The organism is Clostridium disporicum (assembly GCF_001405015.1).
GTDB classification, from domain to species: Bacteria; Bacillota; Clostridia; order Clostridiales; family Clostridiaceae; genus Clostridium; species Clostridium disporicum_B.
The window spans coordinates 43,318-68,032 of the sequence record NZ_CYZX01000014.1 but is presented as its reverse complement, the minus strand read 5'-3'; the positions used below and the strand labels follow the sequence as shown (position 1 = coordinate 68,032).

The following is a 24,715-nucleotide window of genomic DNA, read 5'->3' as shown; positions in this document are numbered from 1 at the left end:
TACTCCTAATGATTTAATATTTTTTCCGCAAGTTTAACTCCCAACTCTTTGTTATCTTCAATTTTCCCTTTTATTTCTTTTCTTATTATTTCACCATCTACTTCATAAGCGCCTATCATATATAATTCATCATCTATTATTTCTGAATAAGCTCCAATAAGACTATGACAGTCTCCATTTAAAGCTGTCATAAAACTTCTTTCAGCTTCAACAGTTATTCTTGAATTCTTACAATCTAATGCTTTAAACTCATCTCTATATTTAGATTCTTTTAAACACTCTATTCCTAATGCACCTTGCCCTATAGCTGGTAAAAATACCTTTGGATCAAAATAATCTGTTATTATATCTTCCATACCTAATCTTTTTAAGCCCGCAGCAGCAAGGATTATTCCATCCATTTCTTCCTTCTTCATCTTTTCTAATCTTGTTTGAACATTTCCTCTTATAGGTACTATATTTAAATCTGGTCGCATCATTTTTAAAAAAGATGCTCTTCTTATACTACTTGTTCCTACTGTAGCACCTTCCTTTAAATCATTAAAATGAGTACCGTCAGCTGAGATAAAACAATCTCTAATATCTTCCCTTTCAGGTATTGCTATTATTTCAAATTCATTACTTAAAGCATAAGGTACATCTTTCATAGAATGAACAGCACAATCTGCTTCTAATCTAATTAGTGAATATTCTATCTCTTTAACAAAAAGACCTTTACCTCCAATTTTATTAAGAGACACATCTAACCTTCTGTCACCTTCTGTTACGATTAAAAGCTTCTTATAATCTAGATTTCTCTTTTCTTCTAAAAGCTTTCCTACTTTATCTGCTTGAACTTGAGCTAAAATACTCTTTCTTGTTGCTATAACTATCTCCATTTATCTCACCTCTATATAAGCACTGTAAATCTTCATCCTCTAAAAAAAGCTTAAATACAGTTTTATCTTTTCCTTTATCATAAAAAAACTTAAAATCATTAGAATTTAAAAATTCTATTACTTCCTTCTTATGATTTCCTAATACCTTAGCGTTATTTCTAAGCCTTGTTATAAAACCTATAAAATCATCAATACTACAAAGTGATTTATAAGCAATATCAGCAACCATTAATGCACCTCTAGGATTTCCACCAACAGTATTTATTCCAAAAGATATATTTTTCAAATTTCGTTGAACTGGCATAGCTGCAATACCATCTTTAAAATCAGAACAATTAATGTATAGCTTATAAGCTTCATCACATTCATCTTTTATTCTTTGTAATAACTCATTATCATTTATTGCTATTACAATTATATGTTTATCCTGAATAAAATCACTTTTATAGTCTGATTTTATTAATCTAAGGTTTTTATCTCTTATATTTAAAATATCTTCAGAAAATTCTCTTGACAATACTTCTACGTATACATTTCTCTTTAAAAAGCTTCTTATCTTTATGATAGCAGCCTTCCCTCCACCAATTACTCCAACTCGTAATTTATTTGAGAAAAATGATAAATATATTCTTTCTATTTCTTCTCCATAAATATTCTCTTCAAAATTCTTAAACATTCTTCCTCACTACCCTTTAATGTTTCCTCTTTTAAAACTTCTATTGCTCTATTAATGTATACATCTGTAGCGCTTTTTATAAGAGTATTTGCCAGTTGTATATCATCTTCATTCTTACACTTATGTGAAAAACTATTTATTCTATCTAATATTACTTTATCTCTTTCTTCTTTCATTTCTTTTATATACGGAGAAATTTTACGTTGCTTATTCCACTGGTTAAATTTATCAATACTTTTTTCAATAATATATTTATTTGATATCATTATCTCTTTTCTTATTTCTTTGTTTTTATCATCAATAGAACTTACCTTATCAATATCATATAAATAAACTTTATCTATGTATTTTACAGAATCCTCTACATCACGAGGAACTGATAAATCAAAAATATGTAATGGCGTATTTCTCTCTTTAATATGTACTCTTTCTATCATTAAATGTGGCGCGGAAGTGCAAGTTATTAGACAATCTATATTTTCTATATGTTTTCTAGCTTCTTCATAATTCATTGCTAAAACTCTATCATCATTAATATCATTAACTTTACTTATATCTCTTACACCAATAATTAATGATTCAAAATCATTAGCTAAAATATATTTTGAAACTAATTTTCCTACATCCCCATATCCTATTATCATAAATTTTTTCGAATTATTTTTTATAGCTTCATTTACTGCTATAGATGCTGAAGATACAGGTATTTCATATAGCTTACTTTTTGTTCTAAATTCCTTTCCACAGCTGATTGTCATTTCAAATAATTTTTTTAATATGCTTTTTACAGTTTTTAATTCTAAAGCTTTAGAATAAGCATTTTTAATCTGCCCTAAAATTTGATCTTCTCCAAAAATCTTTGAATGAAATCCACAGGCTACATCCATAAGATGTCTTATAGCTCTTTCTTGGTCTAAAACAACACAATTATCAGCTAACTCATATTCCCACTTTAATGCTTCAAAAATCTTTTTTAATATCTCTTCATCCTTTTCTTCACAAGAGCTATTAAAATAAATTTCTGTCCTATTACATGTATTTAATATTACTACCTCATCAAATATATTATGTAGTGCTTTAAGCCCTTCTTCTAGCTTTTTAGGATTAAGTACGAACTTTTCTCTTATATCTAATGAAATATTTTTTCTTATAGCTAATAATCTTATCATTTTATCGCTCCTAATATTTATTATTATATTTACATTATACTACTTTTTAAGTGAGTCTCCAAATCTCTGATTTAGGTAGATGAACTGTTAACTAAAAGTCCAAATCTATAATTTTGTAACTTTAAGCTACTCTAGCAGAGTACGCCAATTAATTCATCAGAATTAGTGTTTCCTTTTAACTTAACATCTATTTTTTAAGGCCGCTATAATTTAATATAGCGACCTTAATTTTAGTTTAGTTTGTTAAATTTTAATTACATAGTAGTATTCTTTCATTAGTCAGCAATTATTATACTAATCTAATTTAATATCTTACTCCGCTCCAATATACATTATTCTTTAATACAGCTTTATCTGAAAGTTCTACACCTTCTAATGCGTATTTCTTAAATTCCATAAATCCAGTTCTATCTATGATATATCCAATGTGTTCTTTTCCACCTGGAGCATCTTTTGCAATATGTTCTGTAACATATTTATAAGTATTAGTAATTATTTTAACTATACTATCTTCATCTACCCAAACTATAAAGTCTTCAGCTAATCTTGGGTTCTTCTTTCCTGTTCTACCCATGATAACTAATCTATAGTATTTTTCCTTACTTCTAGTCCATGCACCTGTTGGACAGTTGATTACACACTCTCCACATCCAATACATTTGCCGTGATCTCTTACTGGTCTATAGTTTTCAGCATGTATAGCTCCTGTTGATTTCTTGTTACAAGCTCTTACGCAAGCACCACAAGATACACACTTGTTTTTATCGAATTGAGGCTCAGTCATACCTAGTATTCCAAAGTCGTGCATTCTAGCTTTTATACAGTCATTATGACATCCAGTTAAAGCTATTTTAAAATGTAAGTCATTTGGGAATATAGCCTTTTCTATTCTCTTTGCGAACTTAGAAGTATTATAGTTAGCAAAAGGACAAACATTATTTCCTATACATGCTGATACATTTCTTGTACCTGCTGCATTATATCCATCTCCAGGATTTTCTTGGTTTATTTCTAATCCTTCAATTATAGGTTGAAGCATCTTATTAACTGCATCCATATCCTTGAAGCTTATTCCTGGTATTTCAAATCCTTGTCTAGTAGTTATATGTACAGTTCCGTTTCCGTACTTATCAGCTATTTCTTGAATTAATCCTAAATATTCAGCTTTTAGATGTCCTCCTGGAACTCTAACTCTTGAAGCTGTAACTCCTCTAGTTTTAGTTATTCTAAAAGCATTCTTTTTAAGCTTTTTAGTATTTATATCCATAACTTCTGCCTCCTAATTAATCTATTAAAAGTTTACCCTTAGTGTAGTTGAATACTGGTCCATCTAAACAGATATAAGTATCATCTATCTTACAGTGTCCGCACTTACCTACTCCACAACACATTTTTCTCTCTTGAGAAATCCAGATATTTTCTTCTTTAACACCAAGTTTTAAGAACTCTAAAACTGTAAACTTCATCATCATTGGAGGTCCAACTACAACTACTTCTACGTTTTCTAAGTCTTTTAGCTTAAGCTCCGCAACATACTTTGTAACAAGTCCTGTATTTCCTGTATATCCCTCTTCAGCTTTATCAACTGTTATTATTACATTTAAGTTTTTCTTCCATTCTTCTATATCAGCCTTAAACAATACATCTTCAGGTGATTTAAATCCTGAAATTAAAGTGAATCCATTAGCATCTTGAGGATTTCTTGAGAAGTATTCTACTATTCCTCTTACTGGTGAAAGTCCTGTTCCTCCAGCAACAACAACTACTTCTTTTCCTTTATAGTTATCTATATCGAAACCATTTCCGTATGGTCCTCTCATAAATAACTTGTCACCCTTATAGTTCTTGAAGATTTCATCAGTAACTTTACCAACTCTTCTTATTGTTAAGTCAACATATCCTTCTCCAATTCCACTTACAGATATAGGAGCTTCCCCGTACTTAGGAAGTGAAACTTCAAAGAATTGCCCTGGCTTTACATCTCCTGTAAATGCCATTCTAAAAGTATATTCTATTGAAGTATGTTCAATAACATCTAATATTTCTGATATAAATGGTTTGTATATATTGTTTGTCATCTATTTCACCTCATCCATAGCTTTCTCTAATTTATTTATGCAGTTTGAGAATGATATGTATTCAGGACATATATCGTCACATCTTCCACAACCTACGCACATGTGGTATCCCCACTTCTTCTTGTAGTCATAAACCTTGTGAAGAGCTTTAAATCTCATTCTTTGTCCCTTATCATTTCTGAAGCTATGTCCTCCAGCCATATCTGTGTATCCATCAACTTGACATGAAGCCCATACTCTTCTTCTTTCACCTGATTTTTCGTTTTCTTTGTAGAAAATATCTTGCATTGTGAAGCATGTACATGTTGGACATACGAAGTTACATCTTCCACATGCTATACATCTTTCTGAATATTCATCCCACATCTTAGATTTCATTACTTCTTGAGTTAAATTTTCTGGAATATTAACTTTAACTTCATTTTCAGTTACGAAATCTGGAGTTACATCTACTGATTCGTTGTTGAATTTATCCATAAGGTCTTTGAATTCTTCATTTTTAACATCTAAGTAAACTTCATTTCCATTAACTTTTATGTACATGTCATACTCATCAGTTGTGTTTGTTCCCATATTTACGCAGAAACAATTTTCAAAGCTTTTTTCGCATCCCATTAATACAAATTTAGCTTTTTCTCTTATCTTCTTGTAAAATGGATCTTCAAATCCATTTCTTAAATATATATCATCAATTCTTCTTAAAGAATTTATATCACAGCTTCTTAAGAATATTAATGGAGCCTTTTCTTCCATATCAGCTTCTTTCATTTCATTTTCTGTAAAGAAGAATAATGTCTGAGAAATTGGAAGTAAAACTTCTTTATATGAAAATTGAGATTTTTTATTGAACTCAATTTCTTCAACTCTTGATACTTCTTCATATCTTACTATATCAGTATCTGAGAATCTTCCTTTTCCTTCTAATACCTTAGGAGCATATATCTTGTACTCCTTTGATAATTCTTTTAATGCGCCATTAAAATTTTCTATATCAAACTTATATCCCATTTGAACACCTCTTAATCAACTTTATTTTATTAGGTTAAAAGACTTCCTACTCAAATTGTTATTCTTATCTTTGTTATTAAACTAACAATAATCTATGTTTTTATTATAATTTTTGATAGAAAAAAAGACTGTGATTAATATCACAGTCCTTTAAAAAATTTCGAAAGCCTATCTTTGTCCTTAATTATAATTTTTTTATTATCATTTATTATTAAATCTTCTTTACTTAAAAGTTTTAATGCTCTCGATATAGTTTCACGGGGTGCGCCAAACATATCAGCTAAATATGTAACACTTATGTTTAATTTTATTAACGTTCCTTCTTCTACTTCTTCTCCGTAGTCCTTTGCTAATTTCCACAGTTTAGCTGCAACACGCTTTTCGACTTTTATAGGTGTTGAATTCTTCATTTGCCTATATAGTCTCCTAATTTTTAATGCTTGAGCCTTAATAAAAATCTTTGTTAAGTCAAAATCACTTTTCATTATTTCAAGAAAAATCTTTTTATCTATAGATAAGATTTGTGCTGTTTCAAATACTTCACAATTTATTGAAGATGGAAGATCATCAATAGCATAATCATTTATTATCTTACCTGCCCCTAATATAAAAATTATCTTCTTTTGAGCTGATTCATTCATTTTATATAATGATACTTTTCCTGAATATAGTATATATATTCTACTTACAATCTCCCTATCCCTAAAAACATGACTCCCCTTCTTATACTCCTTCATATCACAATGCTCGCTTAATAGCTTTAATGTTTCATCTGATAGCTCTTGAAATAGTTCCATGTCTTTAAGTTCTTCTAAGCTTATCTTAACCATAATCTCACCTAATAATTTTATTTTATATATTTAAAGCTCTGTAAATCGCTTTAGCTACTCCATCATTATCATTTGTGTCAGTTATGAAACCTGCTAACTCCTTTATTTCAGGTATAGCATTTCCCATAGCGCATGCATTTTTAAACTCTGTAAACATAGAATAATCATTAAAACTATCCCCTATAGGCATAACTTCATCTCTTTCTAATCCCATCTTTTCAGCTACCTTTGCAAGTATTAACCCCTTTTGGGCTTGCATGTCACTAATTTCTATATCATTATCAAAAGTTGATACTACTGATAGTCCTGGTAACTTCTTTAATTTTTCTTTAATACTCTTAATTAATTCAACATCTTTATTAAAAGTTATAATTTTATATATATCTATTTTATCATCCATTAGCTCATTTATACTATTAAAAATAGTAATTTTTCTTCTGCCAATAAATTCCTTTAAAAATCCTTGAATTTCCTCATCACTATGTTCAGGATTTAAAGACCTTACCCTATCTTCTATTGAAGCTTTAACTTTTTCATAATCTGATGTTAAAGTTCCTTTATTAGTAAAAAGCTCTATACATAAATCTGCTTCTTCCATAATCTCCATAACAACTTTAACTTTCTCTTTATCAATTGTTATATTTTCAAGAATATTTCCATTCCTATCTCTATATTCAGAACCATTCATTAAAATATATTCACAATCAAGATTAAATTCATCTGCAATTGGTTTAACACCATCATAACTTCTCCCAGTAACTATAGCAAATTTCACACCTAGCTCTTGTGCTTTTCTTATAGCTTCAATATTTCCTTGTGATATAGTGTGATTGCTATTTAGTAATGTTCCATCCATATCTGATGCAATAAGTTTAATCATAATTATCTCCTTCTACCTACATTTATTATTTAATTCTTACAACTGTAAAACTTTCACAAATTATTATACCAATTATTATATATTTTTGTTTTCAAAATTTAAAATAAAGAAAAGATAGAAGTATTCTTTAACAAATACCTCTATCTCTTTATCAACTTATTATTTTGTAATTAAGCTGCTTTTTCTTGTTTATCTTTCTTATAGCTATCTTTAAATAACATGAAGAAACGTAATAAAATATATCCAATTAACATTGTTGTTACATAAATTTGTATTCCTGCTAATTGATTAACTGCGTTTCCAGCAGCTTCATATCCTTGAGCTATTAAATAAGCTGACATTTTATTTGAAGCAACTATTCCTATAGCCATAGGGAATGTTAATGCTGCAAATCCTGGATGGAAATCAAATGAGAAGAACTTTGGTAATCTCCATAATATAAATATAAATGCAGCTAATACTAAAGCATATAAATAATATACTATTATTGCATTCGGTTCTTTAATAAAATTAAAGTAACTCACTAAGCAAAGACTTGATGGTGCAAGTAATATTGCTTGAGTGTGGAATACTGGATCTTTAATTTCATGTTTTACTAATCTATAAATCATAAATGGCATTATTATAGTAAGCACTGCTATACCATAAAATACAACTATCTTACCAATAAGAGGTTCATTCATAACTCCGCCAACAACAGTAGAAACCATTATTCCATTATATGTTACAAACCAGCTTGGAACGAAAGTTTGCATATTTACACCTTTAATAACATTTCTATATGTAAATATTAAAATATGAATTGCATGTAATATTAAACCAGTAAACCATAAAGTCTTACCAAAGACAGCACTTGCATTGTAAAAATAACTACCTACAATCATAGTTATCATTGTAGCTCCTGCATAAAGCGAAGCTGGTACAGTGTTTGAATATTCCTTCTTAAAAGTATCAAAATGGAATATAATTTTTGTTAAATAAACTAATAAAATTATTATTGCCGCCCATGTAGTAATATGTCTTACCCATGTATAACCCATACCTGAATAAACATTTCCTAACGTTAAGGCTCCCACCATAGTAGGTAAAATCGCAACTGGCATGTTTTGGACCTTTTGTAAAAATGATTTATTACTCATAATTACCTCCTAATTCAATTAAAATTTCTAGTTTTTGTTAAGTTTTTAACTCTTTTCCCGAAACGTCTCTCTTCACTTGTAATTATATATAACTAATTCTTTAAAAACTGTGATTAATATCACGTTTTACTTGGTATTTTAATATTTTTTTCACAATCTTTTTGTAAAAATATATCAACTGTTATAAAAAAGCCCCATCATTCAATGTAACGATGGGACTTCCTTGATATATAAATTTTAGTGGAAACTTGATTGTTATGATATTTTTATAACTAATATATAAACTCAAAATTTTCTTTCATATTAAAGAAATCTGCATAGTCTATATCAAATATACTTTTAGTTACTTTTGAAATATCTATATTTTCTTTTATAAGCTGAGTTAAAACTCCTGCATAAGATAAATCGCCTTGAATTAAAGCTCCATAAATCTTACCATCCTTATGGATAATCTTCTTGTAGTTATCTCCATCAATCTTAACTTCTACTTTATAAGTTTCATCCTTTGGTTCAGTATCACCAAGAGACATAGTTGCTATCCCAACAAAGTTCATAGTATTCTTGCTTCCAAAGAAATCTGTCATTATCATTTCATTTCCTAACATATTATTAGCTGCAATAATACCTTCCTTAACAGCTGTTGGCCATATTGGATTTCTACCTGTTATATCTCCTGCACCATATACATTGTCAATGTTAGTTTTACCCTTTTCATCTATAATTAAACCAAATCTATCAAATTCTATGTTGCTTCCTTCTAAGAATGCAGTATTAGATCTAACACCTGTTGCTACTATTACTAACTCACATGGAATTTCCTCTGTTCCATTGCCAGTATTTATAACTAAAGCCTTAGGGTTTTTATTTTCATCTAATATTAACTTTTCAGCTCTAACGCCAAGCTTTAAATTAACACCATTTTCAGAGAACTTCTTTTGATATACATCAGAAGTATATTTATCTAATTGAATAGGTAATATTTTATCTCCCATTTCAACTAAAGATACATTTAACCCTTGTCCTAATAATCCACTAACTGCATCTATTCCAACAAGACCTGCACCAAGAACTACTACATTTTTAACTTTTTTAGCTTGTTCCTTTATTAATACAGCATCATCTAAGTTTCTTAATCCAACTACATTGTTACCTTCTCTTAAACCTTCTACTGGAGGTATAAATGCAGATGCACCTGTACATAGCATCACTTTATCATATGTTAAAGTTTCTCCATTAGATAATTCTAAACTTTGAGCTTTATCATCTATAGACTTAACTTCAACACCTTTAATCCAAGTTATATTATTATCTTCAAAGAATTTTTTATCTGTGAAGTTTAGTGCTTCTACATCTCTATGATTAGATATATAGTGGTGAAGTATACATCTTGAATATACATTTTCATCTTTAGATACTAATATTATTTCTGCATCTTTATCTAATTCTCTTAAAGTCTTAACTCCGCTGATTCCTGCTGCAGAGGCTCCTATAACTACATATCTCATTACTTAACCTCCTCTAAAGTAATTGCTGACATCGGGCATTTAGCCACACATTGTGGGCTTCCTTTTTCCTTACATCCATCACATTTCATTATCTCTTTATGAGTTCTTGAATCAGCCTTTAACACTCCGTATGGACAAGCCATTATACACATATAACAGCTTGCACATTTGTTTTTATCATAAGTTACTTTTCCTGTTTCTCTATCCTTGCTCATAGCACCAGTCATACAAGTATAAACACATTCTGGTTTATCACAATGTCTACAGAATATTGGAGCATATTTACCGTTACTATCTATTGTAATTCTACTTCTTGTATCCTCTGAACCGTGAGATACTATACATGCAGTTGTACATGTTAGGCATCCAACGCATTTACTTCTATCTATCTTAATTCTCTTCATTTTTCTACCTCTTACTTCTTGATGATATTTACTGCCACAGTCTTAAATGATGGCTCCTTTGAATATGGATCATATACTGAAGGAGTAAGTGAATTTGTTTCTATGTAGTGAATTGGTGCATATAAATGATTCTTTTTAACATGGTCTGAAATTTTTATAGTAAATTCACTAGTAACTCCGTTTTGAGAAGCTATCTTAACTCTTTCGTTTTCTACTATATTTAACTCTTTAGCTAGTTCTGGATGCATAAATGCATAGGATTCTTTAGAATATATTCTTTCAGATTCTTCAATTTCTCTAGATCTAACTTGAGTATGCCATTGTCCTACTGTTCCTCTTCCTGAGTTAAATATATATGGGAATTCTTCGCTTGTTTGAGTTGGATTTTCTGCTATATCTTCAAAGTGGAATTTAGCTTTCTTTGATGGAGTATAATACTTACCATCTTCAAATAATCTTCTTTCATCTGCTTCAAGAACATCCCCTTCTCTAAATGGCCATTGAACTCCTCTTGAACCTTCCATGTTCTTACCTTCTAACATTTCATAAGTTACACCAGTAATATCACAAGGCATTCCTTTTGAACACTTCTTTAACAATTCAAATGCTTGTCTTGGAGTTTCCCATCCTTTTAAAGTATCTCCCATTCCTAATTCTTCACCAATCTTGTAGAAGATTTCGTAATCAGATAACTCTCCTTCTTCCTTAGCTATTACAGGATTAACCTTTGATAATCTTCTTTCAGTGTTTATTAATACACCTTCTTTTTTAATAGCTGGAACTGATGGTAAGAATAAATCACAAAGCTTAGCGCTATCTGTATCTTCATATATATCTTGAACTACAAAGAAATCTAAGTTCTTAACTGCCTTTTCAAATTCCTGATTATTTGCCCATGAGTGTCTTGGATTTGTGCAAATTACCCATAAACCTTTTATTTCACCAGATATAACTTTTTCTATTATAACGTTATATGGAATTGTTGGCTTAGTAGCAAGTACACTTTCATCTACTCCTAAAGCTTCTGCAACAGCCTTTCTACGTACTGGATTATCGAAATCTCCACCACCGTAAAGTCCTGCAGTATTACTAAATGCTCTTGAACCCATAGCATTACATTGCCCTGTTAAAGAGTTAGCACCTGTTCCTGGTCTACCCATGTTACCAGTAATTAAAGCTAAATTAATTATTGATTGAGCAGTTCTAACAGCCTGATATCCTTGGTTAATTCCCATTGTCCACCAGAATGAAACTCTTTTTCCGTTATGTATTATTTCAGCTAATTCTAAAACTCTTTCAGCTGATATTCCAGTTTCAGATTCAACATTTTCTAATGTAAACTTAGAAACATGTTCCTTGAATCCTTCATATCCTTCTGTGAAGTTTTCAATATAATTATTATCAATATAACCTTTTTCTATTAATACATTCGCTAATGTATAGAATAAAACTAAGTCAGCCTTTGGCTTAACATCTATCCAAATATCAGCATTCATAGCTGTCTCTGATTTTCTTGGGTCTATTACTATTATTTTAGCATCTTTATTTTCTTTGATTCTTCCCCAGAATACTGGATGAGCTATTACTGGATTTGCTCCTATTAAGAATATAGTATCTGAAAGCTCCGCATCATTTAATGTATATGGAGGTGCATCAAATCCAAAGCTTTGCTTATGAGCAACTACTGAAGTAGCCATACATAATCTAGTATTACCATCACCAGGTATACCCATATGATTTCTACCTACATGTCCAAGTAGTGCCATATCTTCTGTTGGCATCTGACCAGTACTTATGAAAGCAACACTTTCCTTACCATACTTCTCTTGAATCTCTGTCATTTTTTTAGCAAATGTTTTTATTCCCTCTTCCCAAGAAATTTCTTTCATTTCTCCATTTTCATCTCTTAAAAGAGGTGTTTTTCTTGCTTTAATTTTTGTTTGCTGTTTATCTAAATTTAAACCTTTAATACAGCAAAACCCTTTATTAACAGGATAATCCACAGTTGGTGAAACCTTATATATTTTTCCGTCTTCTACATGAAAGTCAATGTTACATGCTAATGCACATAAGTTACAAGTTGATTGAATTTTTTTCATAAGTAACTTCATCTCCACTTCTTTATATATTAATATCATTAAATTCATTGTTATTTATTTCACTAAGTAAAATCTATCATACTTTTATCTAAAAAACTGTGATAATAGTCACATTTTTAAACTGAAAATATATTTATATAAAAATTTCATAATTAAATATAAAAAAAGCACGAAAATCCCTTTCCGTACTTTTACTTAATAATTATATTCTTTATTTTTATTTCATATTTACTTTAATTACTGCCCCTAATATATTTGCATCATTATTGTACTTACATCTACCTATTTTTGTTGTAAGAATATCTAGTCCTAAGAAATTCTTCGATGCTACTTTAAATCTTTCTGATATTAAATCTATAAACCAATCCTCTTCAGATATTCCTCCTCCTAAACATATTATTTCAGGATTATAGAATGTTGTTATAGATAGTAATTGATTTGCTATATTTCTAGTCCAGTCTTCTATAGCTAACTTAGCCACTTCATCTCCAGCTAAATATTTAGCTGTTATTTCATGACCATACTCTAATCTCTCATCTTCACTTACTTTAGTATTATAAATTTGAATTAAAGCAGTCATTGAGCAATAATCACCTTGTCTTAATACCTTATTTTCATGGAAATCTATAAATGGCATATGATGAAACTCCCCTGCAAATCCATCAACTCCATATATAACATCATCTTCATTACATAGGCATCCACCAGTACCAGTTCCTATAATTAGAAAGGCTGATGATTTAGTTCCTTTTGCATTACCAGCTTTAAGCTCACAAAGTCCTGCTGATTTAGCATCATTTATAGTTGCAACTATTTTACCAGTTCTCTTTGATATTTCTTCATTAACGCTTGTCCCAAACATTATTACAACATTTGGTGCTGCATAAGACTTTATTTCTGATGCTTCATTAACTAATCCTGGAGCACTTACCCCTATTCTATCTACTTCATCTAAGTATTTCGCATTTGAACATATATAATCATAAAATTCATCTTTAGTATTACATTTAACTGTTGGAATTTTCCATTTTTCTATTATATTAAATGCTGAATCTACTAATGCGTATTTTATAAAAGTTCCACCTATATCTATTCCTAAAGTTAATTTATTCATATTTTCCACCCTTTTACAAATTAAGTTATAATTATTATATTTTATAATTAAATTATATCAGTAAAGGTATACATAAGTTTTCATTTTTTGAAAATATATTAAATAAAAAAGAATTAAGAATAGGAAGTTCATAACAATGAATTCCCTATTCTTAACTCCTACTCTCTAGGCAAGAGTAACATTTTTAATCCACTTATCCAGAAGCAATCTCTTTGTACACCACAATGCTTTAATTACCTCATCTATTTTTAAGCAGAAAAATACTATACCAGCTGGTAAATTTAATACTACCCCTGCTATAAAACCAAGAGGAATTGCTAATAACCAAAGGAAAAGTACATCAGCTTTCATTAAGAATTTAGTATCTCCACCTGCTCTTAATACACCTTTAGTTAATGTTGAGCCAACAGCCGAGAATACTACTATAATAGATGTTGTATTCATTAGTTGATATGCAATTTCCTTTGTACTTCCCGCTACATCATAAAATCCTATCATTACATTCTTTAAGCTAAATATAAGAAGTCCAGAAATACATCCTATTAATATTGCTAATACTAAAAATGTCTTTCCATAATCTTGTGCCTTATCATACTCTCTAGCTCCAACAGTATTTCCTATAATTACACCACTTGCATTTGCTACTCCCATTAAAAATACTGTACAGAATTGTTGTAATACTGTATTTATAGAGTTAGCAGCTACCATTTCTGCTCCCATTCTCCCCATGATTACAGATAACATATTTAATCCTATTACTAATATAAAATCGCTTATAAGTACTGGAGTTCCATGCTTAGCATAATCTGTAAAAATAGCCTTATCATGTTTAAATAAATCTTTAATCTTAAATTGTATTCTCTTATCAATAAATATTAAATAAATTGCAACTATTAAGAATTCAATTATTCTAGATATTAAAGTTCCTACTGCTGCTCCAGCTGCACCTAATCTTGGAGCACCTAAATTACCGAATATAAACATCCAGTTTAAAAATATATTTGCAAAGAATGAAATAGCTGTTGAACATAAAGCTAACTTAACTATTCCAACAGTTCTTAAAATTCCTATTGCTATAGTAGAAAAACCTTGTACTAAAAATGCAAAAGATAATATCTTTAAATACTTAACTCCTTCAGCAATTACTGATGGATCTGGAGTATATATTCTCATTATTTGAGATGGGAAAAACTGTCCTAATATAAAGAAAGTAAAGCTAAATATCGCACTTATCTTAAGCATCATAGATAATGTCTTACTTATAGATTCTTTATCCCCTTTTCCCCAAAACTGTCCTGTTAAAACTCCTGCTCCTCCAGCTAATCCAAAATGTATTACTAGAAATATAAAGCTAAATTGGTTTGCTAATGCAGAAGCTGATAATGCTACTTCACCTAATGAGCCAAGCATCATCGTATCTGCCATACTTATTCCTATCGTAATTAAATTTTGTAACGTTATTGGAATAGCTATAGCTAACATTCTCTTATAGAAGTCATTTTCTCTTTTAAATACCGTCAATTCCATGCTTCCATCTCCTTCCTCCTATGATTATATCATCGAACACGTTCTTATATTTTCTTATTTTGAAACTTTTTAAAAACATAAAAATACAAGCCAATGTATTATTATAGCTTGCATTTCAATATCATAACATTCTAAATTTATTTATTACAATTTTAACAATATATAAGTTTCATAAATTTAAATAGATATATTAGATTTATAAAACCTAATATATCTACTCTAAAAATCAAATTTGTAATACCATTATTTAATTAATTGTAATGCTCTTTCAAGAACAGCTGCTCCATTCATTGTTCCATAAAGTCTCATATCTATAACCTCTACTGGTACTCTTCCTTTTACTAAAGCATCAACTTGTGGCTTTTGGAATCTAACTTGTGGTCCAAGTAAAACTATATCAACTGTATCAACAACGCTTGAACATTCTGAAACTGGTAAAGCGTTAATGTTTATTTCTATTCCTTTTGCTTTTGCAGCATCCTTCATCTTATTAACTAAAAGACTTGTAGACATACCTGCTGCACATACTAATAATATATTTTTCATAATTTTTCCTCCATATACTTTTTATTATTAACTTTTATAACTTCTCTCCATTACTTCTAATAACATCCTTATACCAGTAGAAACTCTTTTTTCTCTTTCTATCTAGCGTTCCTTCCCCATCATTATTTTTATCAACATATATAAATCCATATCTCTTCATCATTTCTCCAGTCGATGCCGAAATCAAATCTATACATCCCCATGGGGTATATCCCATTAACTCTACTCCATCAATAACAACAGCTTTCTTCATTTCTTCTATATGTTTTCTTAAATAATCTATTCTATAATCATCATTAATTGATCCATCTTCTTCAACAGCATCTATAGCTCCTAAACCATTCTCAACAATAAATAATGGTTTTTGATATCTATTATATAAATTATTTAATGATATTCTTAGTCCAACAGGGTCTATTTGCCATCCCCAATCAGACGCTTGTAAATAAGGATTTTTCTTACCACCCATCATATTACCAGAAACAGATTCTTCATCCTTATTTGTTCCCATTACTAAAGACATATAATAACTAAATCCTATATAATCTACAGAACCCTCTCTTAATACCTCTTCATCATCCTCAGCCATTTCTATAGTTATATTATTTCTTTCAAAATAATTTTTCATATAATTTGGATAATATCCTCTAGCTTGTACATCTGAGAAGAAATAATTTTTATTCATAGCTTCTTGTACTAATAATGTATCTGATGGATTACAAGTTTCAGGATACATTAAAGGATAAATCATCATCATTCCAATTTTAAAATCCGGATTAATTTTGTGACCTAAACTTACAGCCTTAGCACTTGCTACTAGCTGATGATGCGCAGCTTGATATACTACTTGTTCTTTGTTTTCTCCTTCTACAAACTTTATTCCAGCAGGTATAAATGGATGTAATGCTATTACATTAATCTCATTGAAAGTCATCCAATATTTAACCTTATTCTTATATCTTGAAAATATCGCTTCACAATAATTAACATAAAAATCTACTAGCTTACGATTTCTCCACGCTCCATATTTTTCCACCAACGCATATGGCATTTCATAATGAGATATTGTAACTACAGGCTCTATTCCATACTTTAAACACTCATCAAATAATCTATCATAATATTTTAATCCCTCTTCATTTGGTTCACTTTCATCGCCATTTGGGAATATTCTTGTCCATGCAATTGACGTTCTAAAACATTTGAATCCCATTTCAGCAAGTAAAGCAATATCACCTTCGAATCTATGGTAAAAATCTATTGCTTCATGAGATGGATAATACTTACCTTCAATTACTCCGTCAGTATATTCTCTTTTCTTTTCTCTTGAACCAGCTGTGGCTACATCAGCTGTACTAACTCCTTTTCCGTGAACATTCCATGCTCCTTCACATTGGTTTGCAGCTACAGCCCCTCCCCATAAGAAATTATCTGGAAATTTATTATTACTCATATTATTTTCCTCCTAATAATGAGGCTCATTTATAATAAACAAGCCTCACTTTAAATTTAAACTATATTTTTCTTAGTCAAAAACAACATCACTGAAATCTACATCATCTTCATCTTCTTGTTGTTCCATAGCATAAGCTTCTTTATCTAAAGATTTTATAAATGGTAAGTATATTAGAAATGATATTACAATTAATAAAACTTGTAGTGCAGCTATCATCCAACTACCTTGTAAGAAACCACCTACTACTAATGGTGTTCCTAAAGGTAATCCAATACACGCTAACTTTGGTACTATACCTGTTACAGTTAACATATATGCTATTGTTGCACAAGCAATTGGAGATAATATAAATGGTATCGCTAATTTTGGATTCATTATACATGGTGCTCCAAATATTAAAGGTTCATTTATTCCACAAATACTTCCTGGTAATGCTAGTGCCCCTAACGTTTTATAACGCTTGCTTTTCGCTCTAAATGACATATAGATATTCATTCCCATAGTTGCACCTGAACCACCAATTAAAACATATGTCATTAAAAATGCTGACCCTACTATATTAGGTAATGGTTCTCCTGCATTATATGCTGTTAAGTTTGCCATATCTAATCCTGTCCATATTGGCATCATTATTGAGAAAACTACCATAGTTCCATGAATACCAAATAACCATAAAAAATGAGATACCAGAATTACTATTAATAAAGCTCCAAATGATCCACCTAATCCTTGTAATGGTGTTTGTACAAATTGATAGACTAATGAATGTATACTTCCAAAAGAAGTATTAGTAAATATAGCTGCTACTACTAAAAAAATAGGTGTAATTATAAATGCTGGTATTAACCCGGTAAAAGATTGTGAAATTGTTGGTGGAACACCTGCTGGCATTTTAATTACTATATTTTTATTAACTATAAGTGCATATATTCTACCTACAAGCAATCCAACTAATATAGCAACGAAAAATCCAGTTGCTCCTAACCATTCGAATGATATAAAGCTAGTACCATCTACATTTGCTAATGGAGTTACTATAAAGAAACATAATAGTGATATCATCCCTGCAATAGGTCCACTACAATCAAAGCTTTCTGACATCTTATATCCAATAAAGAATACGGCATATAAAGAAAGAAGATTTGTTGTAAATGTTATTGGTAAATTAAATAATGTATTTAGTCCTGTGTTTGCTAAAAAGTTTTGATATGGTTCAAATGGAAAGTTAGCTAATAAAGTAAATATTGCCCCCACAATAATTACTGGAAGTGCTCCTGCAACCCCATCTGATGTTGCTTTTAAATATCTGTTGTTACTTATTTTATTAACAATTGGCATAACTTTCTCTTGTATTTTTGATCCGTTCATTTTTAAATCCCCCTTTTATTTAGTTAATGCTGCTTTAAGAACTTTAGCACCATTCATCATTCCATAATCTGCACTATCTATAACTTTAACTACTATTCCCTTTGGTTCATATTTTTCTTTAAAATCTTCATATAGGAAGCTAACTTGAGGTCCTAATAATAGAATATCTGTCTTATCTTCATACTCAACAAATTTTGATTGTGGAATTGCGGTTATTTCAACCGGCAAATTGTTTTTCTTTGCTACATTCTCCATTTTTGTTACTAATAAACTTGTAGACATACCTGCTGCACAAATTAAGGTAATTTTTTTCATTATTCTTTCCTCCCAAAATAAATATATAAATTTAAATAAATACTTTTATAAAAGATTAACCTTGCTCTATCATAAATTTTTCATGAATATCAATTATTTCATTTGCTAAATCCTTTACTGTTATTGCGTTCATCAAATGATCTTGAGCATGTACCATCAATAATGAAAGTTCTGTTTTCTCGCCCGCTGCTTCTCCTTGAATCAGCTTAGTCTGTATTTCATGAGCAAGATTTAAATCTTCTTCAGATAATTTTAAATTTTCTTTAGCTTCTTCTATCTTACCTTTCTTAGCTAACCTTATTGAGTTCATAGCTTTACTTCTAGCATTTCCTGCATTTACTATTAATCCAAATACTACTTCTTGATACTCCATATTATCCATCTTCTATTCACCTCTTAATTTTTTATGTTTTCTTAATAATATATAAAGCAATTGCCATGCCAAAACTAATGAAACACATAAAATAAAAACTCTCAATTAATGAGAGTTTCTATTAAAACATTATTATTAATTTATAAATCCACCTTTGAAGAAACTAGTAATATAGCATATTTCATCATCATCTACTTCAATATTTTCATAGTATTTATTCTTTAATTTATTTATTTCAATCTTTACCAAGTTAAATAACTCTTGGTTTTCTGCTATAAATTTCTCCTTTAATTCAAAAGGCTCTGCCTTTATTCCTTCACTTAATCTATCTATCATACAAGCTATATGAAGCGTTATTCCTATCAGTCTATTTGTTTCTATTTTCATATTTATTTTTTTCTGGATTCTTTCATTAAAACACTTTATATGCTCTAAAACTCTTTCTCCATCAATGTGTTTTAAATGTGTTTTAAGAGTTTCTACCATTTTTATATATGTTGTTTCTAAATCAATAACTTTTTGTAATTTATCAATTCCATCCCCAACAAATATATCTTTTAGCGAAAGCTTAAATATATCTACCTCTATATCGAATGTACTTATTAAAGATATTATTTTATACTCTCTTGATAACCTATTTATCTTATTCTCTATATTTTCTACACCAATTAAATTCATTGTAATAATATCTATTACGTTACTATCATAATTTAGTTTATTTTCTAATAAATTAAGTATACTTTTAGCTCCACCATCACCTGTTGTACATACAGATAATATAGCTAATTTTTTTATACTCTCACTTGTTAAAACTTCATTTTCTTTTTGATAGTCAGTAATGTATAACTCATTAACTTTTATCATATCATTTAATATTTCATCAACATTATATCCAAGCATAGCTTTTCTTGTTGCTTCAAGAACATGTAGAGTACTTACTAAAGGCATAACCCTAGTTTTTATGTTAAACTCTGCTTCTATTTCTTTTGCAAAAGTTGTTAATGAACCCATATCAACTAAAAATAAAATATCAGATTTTATTTTTTTACTAATATATTTCTTAACTCTTTCTAATACTTTTTCTGGACTTTCTTCTATAGGCGCATTTATCCCTATAGCATAATTATTTCCTAATAACTTATTAGTAGCATTAACCATAGATGTAGCTGTAGTCTCTCCATGAGCAATAACTATAACCTTTACTTCTTGTTCTTCCTTTTTTATATTACATTTATCATATGCTAAAAATATAGCTAAAAACCCAGCTTCATCTATAGGCATACTTATATCTAAAGATCTCTCAATAATTTTTAGTAAATCTAATGCTATATTAAACTCACTAGTATTTTCAACTCGAATTTTATTTAATTGTGGATTAGTAATCTTTTTATTAGATTTAATCCTATCTATGGAACTATTAATATGTACAGCAATTCCATAGCAAACCTTCTCACTTAACTTTCTATTTAATCTATCTTCACTAAAATTAATTATTTCTAGTATAACTCTTCTTATATCCCCATCGATAAATCCTTCTAGTTGTGATATATCAAAAGTACAACTAAAATTTTTATTAAGCTTATTAATATACTTCTTGAAATAATTATCTATATCAAAGTTAATAGTTTCCTGTAAATTTGATTCATCAATTCCTCTCTCTTTTAATTGATGATATCTTGCTTCTATTAACTCATATATATTACTTTCTCCTTTATAATCTTCAAATATTATCTCATCATCAAGATTATTAAATATACAATACTTTTTATTAATATCTATAAGCTTGTTCCACAATTGCCTATGATCAACTTCTTTATATAAACCCTTTCTTATATATAAAGGCAAATCCAAGCTATTTACCTTTATATCTATTTTCTTACCTGATACATATTCTGCATAAGCTCTTGCACATATTAATTGAATATCTACTTTTAATTGTCCTATATTTGCTTCACAATCATAACTCAATAAAGCTTTTATAGAATTCATAGATACCTTTATCTCTTTATCTAATCTAGCTGATTCATCTTTCATAAATGCACTAATCAAAGAAAATCTCTCTTCAACACTTCTCTCAGCTAAAGATGGAATATGTATTGTCATTGGAATTCTTCTAGTAAATGTTTTTAATAGAACTTTTTCTGGATTTTCTGTAGTAGCGCAAACAATAAGTACTTTTGCCTTTCGCTCAAATTCCGTTTCTCCAAGTCTTCTATATATACCTTTATCCATAAAAGTAAAAAGCATTTCTTGCCCTTCAGATGGTAATCTATGAACCTCATCTAAAAACAAAATCCCATTATTTGCCTTTTCTATTAATCCTATCTTGTCAGAATCAGCACCTGTATAAGCTCCTTTCTTACATCCAAATAACTGACCTAATAAAAGCTGAGGATTATTTGCATAGTCTGCACAATTAAACGTTATTAATGGAGAGTTCTCTAAAAACTTCTTCATCTCTATTCCATATTTATGTATTAGTGATACAAACATTGATTTTCCTACACCAGTTTCTCCGAGAACCAACATATTCATTCCATTTGGTGGATATAAAACAGATGCTTTAGCTTGTTCAACTGCTGAGCATAAACTTTTGTTTTCAGCAACAAAACTGTCTAATACATTCTCATTTAAGATTTTTTTAACTTTAAGTTTCTTTTTAATTATTGGAGTAAATAATACAGGCTTTCCACATTTCTTTATTGCTTTGCCTTCTTCACATAAACGATTTAAATCATTACTTACGTTTGCTCTGCTTAATCCTAATTCGCTTGCAATATCGATTGTAGCAACACCTTCACCATCATATAATTCAATTAACTTGTTAAATACCTCATCTATTCTCCCCAATTTCATCCCTCCAATATTTTACTTAATTAAAATATTATGTTGATTTTTTATATATTATATGTTAACATTTACAAAAACTTTATTTTTGTATTATTTTAATATTTTTATAAATATTTTATTATAGAGGACTTAATATGAATGATAATATTTCACTTGATAAAATTAAATATCTATGCAACTTAACATTTAATACTTTTAACACTTCTGTATGTTATATTTCTAATAAAAATAACATACTGTATTCTGTTAAAAATATGTCACCAACGGATATATCAATAGATTTTGATAATTTACTTATCAAGTTATCTATGAGTTATTGTACTTTAAATATTCCAATACTAGTTACCACTAAGCATGATTTTAAATTTATAATAATTAACTTAATCTTTAAAGAGTATGTAGGTTCTATAGTTATTGGGCCGATTTTAAGCAGTCCTATAGATAAAAATTATATCTATAACAATAACTATATTTCAAATATTGATAAGAATCTTATATATAAGTATTATAGCGAGATTCCAGTTATAGAAATATCAACTATATTAAATTGGATTAGTCTACTTTTTTTCTCTATTTACAACAGTCCCATGTATAATGATTATATTTTAAAGGATGATAACTCCTATTTGGACATTAATTTCAAAGTAAAAAATACATATAAAACTTTATTAACTACAAATAGACAAAATACTACTCATCATCATAGCAACAAGCTTATAAGATGTATTTATAATGATATAAAAACTGGAAACATAGATAAGCTCTTATTAGATTTAAAATCTAAACCTGATGGTGAATTAGGTACTGTTGTCAAAAGTAATGACCTAAGAAACCGAAAAAACTTAATTATAGCACTAATAACCTTATGCACTCAGGCATCTATTGATGGTGGTGTATCATGTGAGGATGCTTTTACCCTTAGTGATTCATTCATTCAAAATATTGAAGAAATTAATAATATTAGTTCTTTTATTACCATAGAAAGTAAAATCCCTATAGCCTTTGCAGCAAAAGTAAAAGAAGTACAAAAATTTAACTACTCTAAAATTACTTATACTTGCATAGACATAATTTTGAAGCATCTATACGAAGATATTTCACTTTTAAAAATTAGTAAAATGTTAAATCTATCTCCCCCTTATATATCTTCAAAATTCAAAAAGGAGGTGAAAATTAGCTTAAGCGAATACATATTAAAATGTAAAATTGACGAAGCTAAATATCTTTTAACTCATACTAACTATTCTATATTAGAAGTTTCAACTTTATTATGTTTTCATGATCAAAGTTACTTTACTAAAACATTTAAAAGATTCACAGGTATAACACCTAAAAAATATACCTCTAAGACATCTATATAAAATAAAAAAATCTCCAGCAAGCAAGCTGAAGATTTTTTATTTTATATTTTTATTAATAATGCTAATGTTCCTACAACTATCAGTCCTAATCCAATTACAGATTTTTTAGAAAGCTTTTCTTTTAAAAAGATATATGCAAAACCTACAGTTACTAATATGCTTAGTTTATCAATCGGTACGACTACACTAGCCAGTCCATCTTGTAAAGCTTTATAATAACATAGCCATGAAGCTCCTGTTGCTAGACCTGATAATACTATAAACGCTAAGCTTCTTCTATCTATATTTTTCACTTCATGTTGCTTCTTAGTTATAAATACTATAATCCAAGACATAATTAAAACCACAATTGTTCTTATAGCAGTACCTAGGTTTGATTCAACATTATCTATTCCTATTTTAGCAAGAATAGATGTTAATGATGCAAATATAGCTGAAAGTGATGCATATAATAACCAAGCTTTATTTTTAATTCCTTTTATTTGCTTATTATCTTCTACATTTACAGTTTTCTTTTGAATCATCAAATATGTTCCTATTCCTATCCCTATCATTCCTAGTATCATATTTATAGTAATCTGCTCTCCTAAAATAATAAATGCCAATATCATCGTTAAAATTGTACTTGATTTATCAACTGCAACAACTTTATTTACATCTCCTATTTGTAATGCTTTAAAATAACAAAGCCATGATGCTCCTGTTGCCAGACCTGAAAGTATTAAAAAGACATAACTTTTTATACTTATATCATTTACCGTCCACTGAGATCCTACTACAAATACCATCATCCATGAAAAAACTAAAACAACTATTGTTCTTATGGCTGTAGCAACATGAGAATCAACATCTTTTATTCCCATCTTAGCTAAGATTGATGTAGTTCCTGCAAATACTGCTGAAGCAAAGGCATATAAAACCCACATAAACTTTCTCCTTATAATCTAATTATTAAATCATATTTATACCCTATGGATATAATTCCAATTATTTATAAACATCCACTATTATATACTTTTATACTAATTTATTCTATATATTATAAACTTATATTCTTATCGTAAATATACTTTAATTGCCTTTATAGATAAAATTGCAAAAACTTTATATAATTTCATTAATAAATTAGTTGCAATTGC

At 29.1% G+C, this 24,715-nt stretch carries 22 protein-coding genes; 1 reads left to right on the top strand and 21 read right to left on the bottom strand.

The features are described from left to right. Window positions 1-5: 5 nt before the first annotated feature. The 20 genes from hemC to ARA56_RS10385 all read right to left on the bottom strand — a co-directional run bounded on the left by hemC (window position 6) and on the right by ARA56_RS10385 (window position 22,215). Window positions 6-878, bottom strand: coding sequence for a hydroxymethylbilane synthase (gene hemC / locus ARA56_RS10480; protein ID WP_055266466.1), 873 nt, complete (start codon window positions 876-878; stop codon window positions 6-8). Further along, window positions 823-1,554: an NAD(P)-dependent oxidoreductase gene (locus ARA56_RS10475; RefSeq protein ID WP_055266464.1), complete on the bottom strand. Its 732-nt coding sequence runs from the start codon at window positions 1,552-1,554 to the stop codon at window positions 823-825. The genes hemC and ARA56_RS10475 overlap by 56 nt, the downstream gene beginning before the upstream one ends. Next, window positions 1,512-2,723, bottom strand: coding sequence for a glutamyl-tRNA reductase (hemA, locus tag ARA56_RS10470; protein ID WP_055266462.1), 1,212 nt, complete (start codon window positions 2,721-2,723; stop codon window positions 1,512-1,514). Before hemA ends, ARA56_RS10475 begins: the two co-directional genes overlap by 43 nt. Before the next feature lie 304 nt (window positions 2,724-3,027). Beyond that, entirely contained in the window at window positions 3,028-3,990 is a 963-nt protein-coding gene (asrC, locus tag ARA56_RS10465; protein WP_055266460.1) for a sulfite reductase subunit C, read from the bottom strand. A gap of 16 nt (window positions 3,991-4,006) precedes the next feature. Then, entirely contained in the window at window positions 4,007-4,801 is a 795-nt protein-coding gene (asrB, locus tag ARA56_RS10460) for an anaerobic sulfite reductase subunit AsrB (protein ID WP_055266458.1), read from the bottom strand. Further along, window positions 4,802-5,809: an anaerobic sulfite reductase subunit AsrA gene (gene asrA, locus ARA56_RS10455; protein ID WP_055266456.1), complete on the bottom strand. Its 1,008-nt coding sequence runs from the start codon at window positions 5,807-5,809 to the stop codon at window positions 4,802-4,804. Window positions 5,810-5,949: 140 nt separating this feature from the next. After that, window positions 5,950-6,639 (bottom strand): Crp/Fnr family transcriptional regulator, encoded by a 690-nt coding sequence (locus tag ARA56_RS10450; RefSeq protein ID WP_055266454.1) that lies wholly within the window; start codon window positions 6,637-6,639, stop codon window positions 5,950-5,952. A 22-nt stretch (window positions 6,640-6,661) separates the two neighbouring features. Continuing rightward, window positions 6,662-7,519, bottom strand: a complete 858-nt coding sequence (locus ARA56_RS10445; protein WP_055266452.1) for a Cof-type HAD-IIB family hydrolase — start codon at window positions 7,517-7,519, stop codon at window positions 6,662-6,664. 170 nt (window positions 7,520-7,689) lie between these two features. After that, on the bottom strand, window positions 7,690-8,658 hold the full coding sequence (locus ARA56_RS10440; protein WP_055266450.1) for a TDT family transporter: 969 nt from the start codon (window positions 8,656-8,658) through the stop codon (window positions 7,690-7,692). 272 nt (window positions 8,659-8,930) lie between these two features. Next, window positions 8,931-10,163: an NAD(P)/FAD-dependent oxidoreductase gene (locus tag ARA56_RS10435; RefSeq protein WP_055266448.1), complete on the bottom strand. Its 1,233-nt coding sequence runs from the start codon at window positions 10,161-10,163 to the stop codon at window positions 8,931-8,933. Continuing rightward, the gene (locus tag ARA56_RS10430) at window positions 10,163-10,567 is read right to left on the bottom strand and encodes a 4Fe-4S dicluster domain-containing protein (protein WP_055266445.1); all 405 of its coding nucleotides are present in this window, start codon (window positions 10,565-10,567) and stop codon (window positions 10,163-10,165) included. The genes ARA56_RS10435 and ARA56_RS10430 overlap by 1 nt, the downstream gene beginning before the upstream one ends. An 11-nt stretch (window positions 10,568-10,578) precedes the next feature. Further along, on the bottom strand, window positions 10,579-12,666 hold the full coding sequence (locus tag ARA56_RS10425) for a molybdopterin oxidoreductase family protein (protein ID WP_055266518.1): 2,088 nt from the start codon (window positions 12,664-12,666) through the stop codon (window positions 10,579-10,581). A 217-nt stretch (window positions 12,667-12,883) separates the two neighbouring features. Next, window positions 12,884-13,780 carry an ROK family protein gene (locus ARA56_RS10420; protein WP_055266443.1) on the bottom strand — a complete coding sequence of 299 codons (897 nt, stop codon included), beginning with the start codon at window positions 13,778-13,780 and terminating at the stop codon, window positions 12,884-12,886. 165 nt (window positions 13,781-13,945) lie between these two features. Next, complete coding sequence (locus ARA56_RS10415) at window positions 13,946-15,307, bottom strand: MATE family efflux transporter (protein ID WP_055266441.1); 1,362 nt, start codon at window positions 15,305-15,307, stop codon at window positions 13,946-13,948. A gap of 243 nt (window positions 15,308-15,550) precedes the next feature. Continuing rightward, entirely contained in the window at window positions 15,551-15,853 is a 303-nt protein-coding gene (locus tag ARA56_RS10410; protein ID WP_055266439.1) for a PTS sugar transporter subunit IIB, read from the bottom strand. Window positions 15,854-15,887: 34 nt separating this feature from the next. Further along, entirely contained in the window at window positions 15,888-17,306 is a 1,419-nt protein-coding gene (locus ARA56_RS10405) for a 6-phospho-beta-glucosidase (RefSeq protein WP_055266437.1), read from the bottom strand. A 72-nt stretch (window positions 17,307-17,378) separates the two neighbouring features. Continuing rightward, complete coding sequence (locus ARA56_RS10400; protein ID WP_055266435.1) at window positions 17,379-18,677, bottom strand: PTS sugar transporter subunit IIC; 1,299 nt, start codon at window positions 18,675-18,677, stop codon at window positions 17,379-17,381. Window positions 18,678-18,692: 15 nt separating this feature from the next. Continuing rightward, entirely contained in the window at window positions 18,693-18,992 is a 300-nt protein-coding gene (locus tag ARA56_RS10395) for a PTS sugar transporter subunit IIB (protein ID WP_055266433.1), read from the bottom strand. A gap of 55 nt (window positions 18,993-19,047) precedes the next feature. Continuing rightward, the gene (locus tag ARA56_RS10390) at window positions 19,048-19,374 is read right to left on the bottom strand and encodes a PTS sugar transporter subunit IIA (RefSeq protein ID WP_207642907.1); all 327 of its coding nucleotides are present in this window, start codon (window positions 19,372-19,374) and stop codon (window positions 19,048-19,050) included. 126 nt (window positions 19,375-19,500) lie between these two features. Next, window positions 19,501-22,215 (bottom strand): sigma-54-dependent transcriptional regulator, encoded by a 2,715-nt coding sequence (locus tag ARA56_RS10385; protein ID WP_055266429.1) that lies wholly within the window; start codon window positions 22,213-22,215, stop codon window positions 19,501-19,503. Window positions 22,216-22,349: 134 nt separating this feature from the next. On the opposite strand from ARA56_RS10385, the gene ARA56_RS10380 reads away from it, so the two are divergent. Continuing rightward, entirely contained in the window at window positions 22,350-23,576 is a 1,227-nt protein-coding gene (locus ARA56_RS10380; RefSeq protein ID WP_055266427.1) for a helix-turn-helix domain-containing protein, read from the top strand. 41 nt (window positions 23,577-23,617) lie between these two features. Here the strand turns inward: ARA56_RS10380 and ARA56_RS10375 are convergent, their stop codons facing one another. Then, the gene (locus tag ARA56_RS10375) at window positions 23,618-24,502 is read right to left on the bottom strand and encodes an EamA family transporter (RefSeq protein WP_055266425.1); all 885 of its coding nucleotides are present in this window, start codon (window positions 24,500-24,502) and stop codon (window positions 23,618-23,620) included. Between the last annotated feature and the right edge of the window lie 213 nt (window positions 24,503-24,715).

Excerpts from the sequence above, each read along its gene's own strand:
- ARA56_RS10375 (WP_055266425.1), bottom strand. The coding sequence starts at position 24,502 with ATGTGGGTTTTATATGCCTTTGCTTCAGCAGTATTTGCAGGAACTACA.
- ARA56_RS10475 (WP_055266464.1), bottom strand. The coding sequence starts at position 1,554 with ATGTTTAAGAATTTTGAAGAGAATATTTATGGAGAAGAAATAGAAAGA.
- ARA56_RS10415 (WP_055266441.1), bottom strand. The coding sequence starts at position 15,307 with ATGGAATTGACGGTATTTAAAAGAGAAAATGACTTCTATAAGAGAATG.
- ARA56_RS10405 (WP_055266437.1), bottom strand. The coding sequence starts at position 17,306 with ATGAGTAATAATAAATTTCCAGATAATTTCTTATGGGGAGGGGCTGTA.
- ARA56_RS10450 (WP_055266454.1), bottom strand. The coding sequence starts at position 6,639 with ATGGTTAAGATAAGCTTAGAAGAACTTAAAGACATGGAACTATTTCAA.
- asrA (WP_055266456.1), bottom strand. The coding sequence starts at position 5,809 with ATGGGATATAAGTTTGATATAGAAAATTTTAATGGCGCATTAAAAGAA.
- ARA56_RS10395 (WP_055266433.1), bottom strand. The coding sequence starts at position 18,992 with ATGAAAAAAATTACCTTAATTTGTGCAGCAGGTATGTCTACAAGTTTA.
- ARA56_RS10380 (WP_055266427.1), top strand. The coding sequence starts at position 22,350 with ATGAATGATAATATTTCACTTGATAAAATTAAATATCTATGCAACTTA.
- asrB (WP_055266458.1), bottom strand. The coding sequence starts at position 4,801 with ATGACAAACAATATATACAAACCATTTATATCAGAAATATTAGATGTT.
- ARA56_RS10435 (WP_055266448.1), bottom strand. The coding sequence starts at position 10,163 with ATGAGATATGTAGTTATAGGAGCCTCTGCAGCAGGAATCAGCGGAGTT.
- hemC (WP_055266466.1), bottom strand. The coding sequence starts at position 878 with ATGGAGATAGTTATAGCAACAAGAAAGAGTATTTTAGCTCAAGTTCAA.
- asrC (WP_055266460.1), bottom strand. The coding sequence starts at position 3,990 with ATGGATATAAATACTAAAAAGCTTAAAAAGAATGCTTTTAGAATAACT.
- ARA56_RS10445 (WP_055266452.1), bottom strand. The coding sequence starts at position 7,519 with ATGATTAAACTTATTGCATCAGATATGGATGGAACATTACTAAATAGC.
- ARA56_RS10400 (WP_055266435.1), bottom strand. The coding sequence starts at position 18,677 with ATGAACGGATCAAAAATACAAGAGAAAGTTATGCCAATTGTTAATAAA.
- ARA56_RS10410 (WP_055266439.1), bottom strand. The coding sequence starts at position 15,853 with ATGAAAAATATATTATTAGTATGTGCAGCAGGTATGTCTACAAGTCTT.
- ARA56_RS10420 (WP_055266443.1), bottom strand. The coding sequence starts at position 13,780 with ATGAATAAATTAACTTTAGGAATAGATATAGGTGGAACTTTTATAAAA.
- ARA56_RS10440 (WP_055266450.1), bottom strand. The coding sequence starts at position 8,658 with ATGAGTAATAAATCATTTTTACAAAAGGTCCAAAACATGCCAGTTGCG.
- ARA56_RS10390 (WP_207642907.1), bottom strand. The coding sequence starts at position 19,374 with ATGGATAATATGGAGTATCAAGAAGTAGTATTTGGATTAATAGTAAAT.
- ARA56_RS10425 (WP_055266518.1), bottom strand. The coding sequence starts at position 12,666 with ATGAAAAAAATTCAATCAACTTGTAACTTATGTGCATTAGCATGTAAC.
- ARA56_RS10430 (WP_055266445.1), bottom strand. The coding sequence starts at position 10,567 with ATGAAGAGAATTAAGATAGATAGAAGTAAATGCGTTGGATGCCTAACA.
- hemA (WP_055266462.1), bottom strand. The coding sequence starts at position 2,723 with ATGATAAGATTATTAGCTATAAGAAAAAATATTTCATTAGATATAAGA.